General features: G+C 45.5%; 2 tRNA genes and 3 rRNA genes. All 5 read right to left on the bottom strand.

Features of this window, described 5'->3' with window-relative positions:
* Positions 1–99: ribosomal RNA gene (gene rrf / locus CVD18_RS21155) — 5S ribosomal RNA — on the bottom strand; the annotation flags it as partial.
* A gap of 178 nt (positions 100–277) precedes the next feature.
* Positions 278–3,102, bottom strand: a 23S ribosomal RNA gene (locus CVD18_RS21150).
* 216 nt (positions 3,103–3,318) lie between these two features.
* Positions 3,319–3,392 (bottom strand) — tRNA-Ala (locus tag CVD18_RS21145).
* Positions 3,393–3,498: 106 nt separating this feature from the next.
* Positions 3,499–3,572, bottom strand: a tRNA-Ile gene (locus CVD18_RS21140).
* Positions 3,573–3,747: 175 nt separating this feature from the next.
* Positions 3,748–5,271: ribosomal RNA gene (locus CVD18_RS21135) — 16S ribosomal RNA — on the bottom strand.
* Positions 5,272–5,502: the final 231 nt, after the last annotated feature.

The raw sequence follows: 5,502 nt of genomic DNA, 5'->3' as shown, positions 1-5,502 counted from the left end.
CGACCTACTCTCCCACGATTGTAGTACCATTGGCGCTATCAGGCTTAACTTCTCTGTTCGGAATGGTAAGAGGTGAGCCCTGATGCTATAACCACCTTAAGCTTTTTCCTGCGTAGACAAAAATCTAATTAACTGATTCTTATGCCTTAGCTAGGAGATTCTCGTATTCACGAGAATTAATAAGTTAACATATTGATTTAATATACGAGATATAAGATAAACTAATTGATCTGTTAAGCAATTCTGCACCCTGATGATGATTACTCACCATCAGGGTTAGCATAAGCCTATGGGTTATTAGTACTACTTGGCTATGACATTACTGCCTTTACACCTATAGCCTATCAACGTGGTAGTCTCCCACGACCCTTTAAAGAAATCTCATCTTGTGGTGGGTTTCGCGCTTATATGCTTTCAGCGCTTATCCCTTCCCAACGTAGCTACTCTGCAATGCTCCTGGCGGAACAACAGATACACCAGCGGTTAGTCCAACTCGGTCCTCTCGTACTAAAGTCAGATCCACTCAAATTTCTAACGCCCACTGTAGATAGAGACCGAACTGTCTCACGACGTTCTGAACCCAGCTCGCGTGCCACTTTAATGGGCGAACAGCCCAACCCTTGGGACCTTCTCCAGCCCCAGGATGTGACGAGCCGACATCGAGGTGCCAAACCCCCCCGTCGATATGAGCTCTTGGGGGAGATCAGCCTGTTATCCCCGGAGTACCTTTTATCCTTTGAGCGATGGCCCTTCCATGCGGAACCACCGGATCACTATGCTCTACTTTCGTACCTGATCGGCTTGTAGGCCTCTCAGTCAAGCTTGCTTATGCCATTGCACTCTGCGCACGATTACCAACCGTACTGAGCAAACCTTTAGAAGCCTCCGTTACTCTTTTGGAGGCGACCACCCCAGTCAAACTACCCACCAAGCACTGTCCTCCTAAAAAGGAGTTAGGCTTCGAATAAGCAAAGGGTGGTATTTCAACAATGACTCACTAACGCCTGGCGACGCTAGATCAAAGTCTCCCACCTATCCTACACATTACTTATCCAAAGTCAATACTAAGCTATAGTAAAGGTTCACGGGGTCTTTTCGTCCCACAGCGGGTAACCGGCATCTTCACCGATACTACAATTTCACCGAGCTCATGGCTGAGACAGTGTCCAGATCGTTGCACCATTCGTGCAGGTCGGAACTTACCCGACAAGGAATTTCGCTACCTTAGGACCGTTATAGTTACGGCCGCCGTTTACCGGGGCTTCAATTCAATGCTTCTCCGAAGATAACATCTCCTCTTAACCTTCCGGCACCGGGCAGGTGTCAGGCCATATACATCATATTTCTATTTAGCATAGCCCTGTGTTTTTGATAAACAGTCGCCTGGACCTTTTAACTGCGGCCCATCCGAAGATGGGCGACCCTTCTCCCGAAGTTACGGGTCGATTTTGCCTAGTTCCTTAGCCATGAATCTCTCGAGCACCTTAGAATTCTCATCCCAACTACCTGTGTCGGTTTACGGTACGGGCTGCTTCACTTGTTTTTCTTGGAAGTCGATTCGCTAGATTATCACATTGGCCGTAGCCTCTGTGTACTATCGGGACATTACTGTTCCCTTCAACGCACATTTCCGTCAGTGCGCACTAACTACTCGCCTCCGTCACTTTTAGTGTGAGCAGGTACAGGAATATTAACCTGTTGTCCATCCACTACCCCCTTCGGGTTCGCGTTAGGTCCCGACTAACCCTCAGCTGATTAGCATAGCTGAGGAAACCTTAGTCTTTCGGTGGGAGGGTTTCTCGCCCTCCTTATCGTTACTTATGCCTACATTTTCTTTTGTAGCTACTCCAGCATACCTCGCAGTACACCTTCAACGCCACTACAATGCTCCCCTACCACAGAATAAATCTGTCCATAGCTTCGGTAATATGTTTATGCCCGATTATTATCCATGCCGAACCGCTCGACTAGTGAGCTGTTACGCACTCTTTAAATGAATGGCTGCTTCCAAGCCAACATCCTAGCTGTCTAAGCAGTTCAACCGCGTTTTTTCAACTTAACATATATTTTGGGACCTTAGCTGATGGTCTGGGTTCTTTCCCTCTCGGACATGGACCTTAGCACCCATGCCCTCACTGCTGGTAAACATTTTATAGCATTCGGAGTTTGTCAGGAATTGGTAGGCGGTGAAGCCCCCGCATCCAATCAGTAGCTCTACCTCTATAAAACTATACCAACGCTGCACCTAAATGCATTTCGGGGAGTACGAGCTATTTCCGAGTTTGATTGGCCTTTCACCCCTACCCTCAGGTCATCCCAAGACTTTTCAACGTCAACGGGTTCGGTCCTCCACTTTGGGTTAACAAAGCTTCAACCTGCCCAAGGGTAGATCACACGGTTTCGCGTCTACTACTACTAACTATAACGCCCTATTCAGACTCGCTTTCGCTACGGATCCGTTGCTGAACAACTTAACCTCGCTAGTAAAAGTAACTCGTAGGCTCATTATGCAAAAGGCACGCCGTCACACATAAATGCGCTCCGACCGCTTGTAAGCGTATGGTTTCAGGATCTTTTTCACTCCCTTATTCAGGGTTCTTTTCACCTTTCCCTCACGGTACTGGTTCACTATCGGTCTCTCAGGAGTATTTAGCCTTAACGGATGGTCCCGCCAAATTCACACAGGGTTTCACGTGCCCCGCACTACTCAGGATACTACTAGATTGATGGTCTTTACTTATACCGGGCTATCACCGTCTTTGGCTTGGATTTCCATCCAATTCTAATTCATTACATCGCTCATATCGTAGTCCTACAACCCCACAACTGCCGTAACAATTATGGTTTGGGCTAATCCGCGTTCGCTCGCCACTACTTACGGAATCACTTTTGTTTTCTTCTCCTCCGGGTACTTAGATGTTTCAGTTCTCCGGGTTCGCTCCTATTGCTAGGTGACATATCTTCAATATGCCGGGTTGCCCCATTCGGATATCTACGGATCAATCAGTATGTGCCTGTCCCCGTAGCTTTTCGCAGCTTGTCACGTCCTTCATCGCCTCTGAGAGCCTAGGCATTCCCCATACGCCCTTAATTAGCTTATGCTCTTGCTTTAACTTGCTCTTTTAGTTTTTTGATAATATCATCGATATTATCACTCTTTTTTTATCACATATATAAATATATGTGCTCGTATTTTTAAATCAATATGTCAATGAACGTTTTTCTTGTATAACAACATAAAGCCAATGAAAATAAAACGTTTTTCATAATATGAATCCTGTGTTTTATAATCTATCAATCTCTATATCTAAAGAATTGTGGAGAATATCGGAGTCGAACCGATGACCTCCTGCGTGCAAGGCAGGCGCTCTAGCCAGCTGAGCTAATCCCCCATTTGTGAAATCCTAAATGTCCAATTCAGAATCTCGAATAATGAAGTAATGAATTCTCAACTTCTAAAATTTCCTTTCAATATAATAATATGAACGTATTATCTTGTAGTCTCAGGCAGACTCGAACTGCCGACCTCTACATTATCAGTGTAGCGCTCTAACCAGCTGAGCTATGAGACTGTCTTTTTTAAGAGAACAGACTTATAGAAAATAGAATCTAGACCAAAAATCTAGAATCCAAAAATCTAGCATCTAATTTCTCTTAAATAATTAATTAACAGCTAAAAACTAAAAACAACCAACAGATACATTCCATCGTATCATCTCTGATTCCCTTATAAAAGGAAGTCTCTAGAAAGGAGGTGTTCCAGCCGCACCTTCCGGTACGGCTACCTTGTTACGACTTAGCCCCAGTTACCAGTTTTACCCTAGGCCGCTCCTTGCGGTGACGGACTTCAGGTACTCCCAGCTTCCATGGCTTGACGGGCGGTGTGTACAAGGCCCGGGAACGTATTCACCGGATCATGGCTGATATCCGATTACTAGCGATTCCAGCTTCACGGAGTCGAGTTGCAGACTCCGATCCGAACTGTGATAGGCTTTATAGATTCGCTCCTGGTCGCCCAGTGGCTGCTCTCTGTACCTACCATTGTAGCACGTGTGTGGCCCAGGACGTAAGGGCCGTGATGATTTGACGTCATCCCCACCTTCCTCGCGGTTTGCACCGGCAGTCTTGCTAGAGTTCCCGACATCACTCGCTGGCAACTAACAACAGGGGTTGCGCTCGTTATAGGACTTAACCTGACACCTCACGGCACGAGCTGACGACAACCATGCAGCACCTTGTAAATTGCCCGAAGGAAAGTCTATCTCTAAACCTGTCAATCTACATTTAAGCCCTGGTAAGGTTCCTCGCGTATCATCGAATTAAACCACATGCTCCACCGCTTGTGCGGGCCCCCGTCAATTCCTTTGAGTTTCATTCTTGCGAACGTACTCCCCAGGTGGGTTACTTATCACTTTCGCTTAGCCACTCAGATCGAAATCCGAACAGCTAGTAACCATCGTTTACGGCGTGGACTACCAGGGTATCTAATCCTGTTCGCTACCCACGCTTTCGTCCCTTAGCGTCAATATATTGTTAGTGATCTGCCTTCGCAATCGGTATTCTATGTAATATCTATGCATTTCACCGCTACACTACATATTCTAACCACTTCACAATAATTCAAGACTTGCAGTATCAATGGCAATTTTCCGGTTGAGCCGAAAACTTTCACCACTGACTTACAAACCCGCCTACGGACCCTTTAAACCCAATGATTCCGGATAACGCTTGGATCCTCCGTATTACCGCGGCTGCTGGCACGGAGTTAGCCGATCCTTATTCGTAGAGTACCGTCAGAGTATTACACGTAATACTGTTTCTTCCTCTATAAAAGTAGTTTACAACCCATAGGGCAGTCTTCCTACACGCGGCATGGCTGGATCAGAGTTGCCTCCATTGTCCAATATTCCTCACTGCTGCCTCCCGTAGGAGTCTGGTCCGTGTCTCAGTACCAGTGTGGGGGATCTCCCTCTCAGGACCCCTATCTATCGTAGCCTTGGTATGCCGTTACCATACCAACTAGCTAATAGAACGCATAGTCATCTTATAGCGATAAATCTTTAATCATAAAACAATGCTGTTTTTTGATACTATAAAGTATTAATCCAAATTTCTCTGGGCTATCCTTTACTATAAGGTAGATTCTATACGCGTTACGCACCCGTGCGCCGGTCGTCAGCAAGTAGCAAGCTACCTCTGTTACCCCTCGACTTGCATGTGTTAAGCCTGCCGCTAGCGTTCATCCTGAGCCAGGATCAAACTCTTCATCGTTTGTCTTTAAATATTATTCTAAAACAATACAACGGAATTTATAATCGTATCTCTTTGATGTTTCTAGTTTTTATTCTTCGTATATACTATAAATAGTATAATACGCGCTGTCAATCAATATGTCTATGAACTTTTTAATAACTAATGAAGCGATCTTCTTCGCCACTAGCTCTTTGTTAATCAATAAGGAATCGAACCTTATAAACACTTATAATACGTGTTCTACTCCTG

The sequence above is a fragment of the Aquimarina sp. I32.4 genome (genome assembly GCF_002924285.1).
In the GTDB taxonomy this organism is placed as follows: Bacteria; Bacteroidota; Bacteroidia; order Flavobacteriales; family Flavobacteriaceae; genus Aquimarina.
The sequence above is the reverse complement of the archived record's forward strand: the minus strand, read 5'-3'. Positions and strand labels throughout refer to the sequence as shown.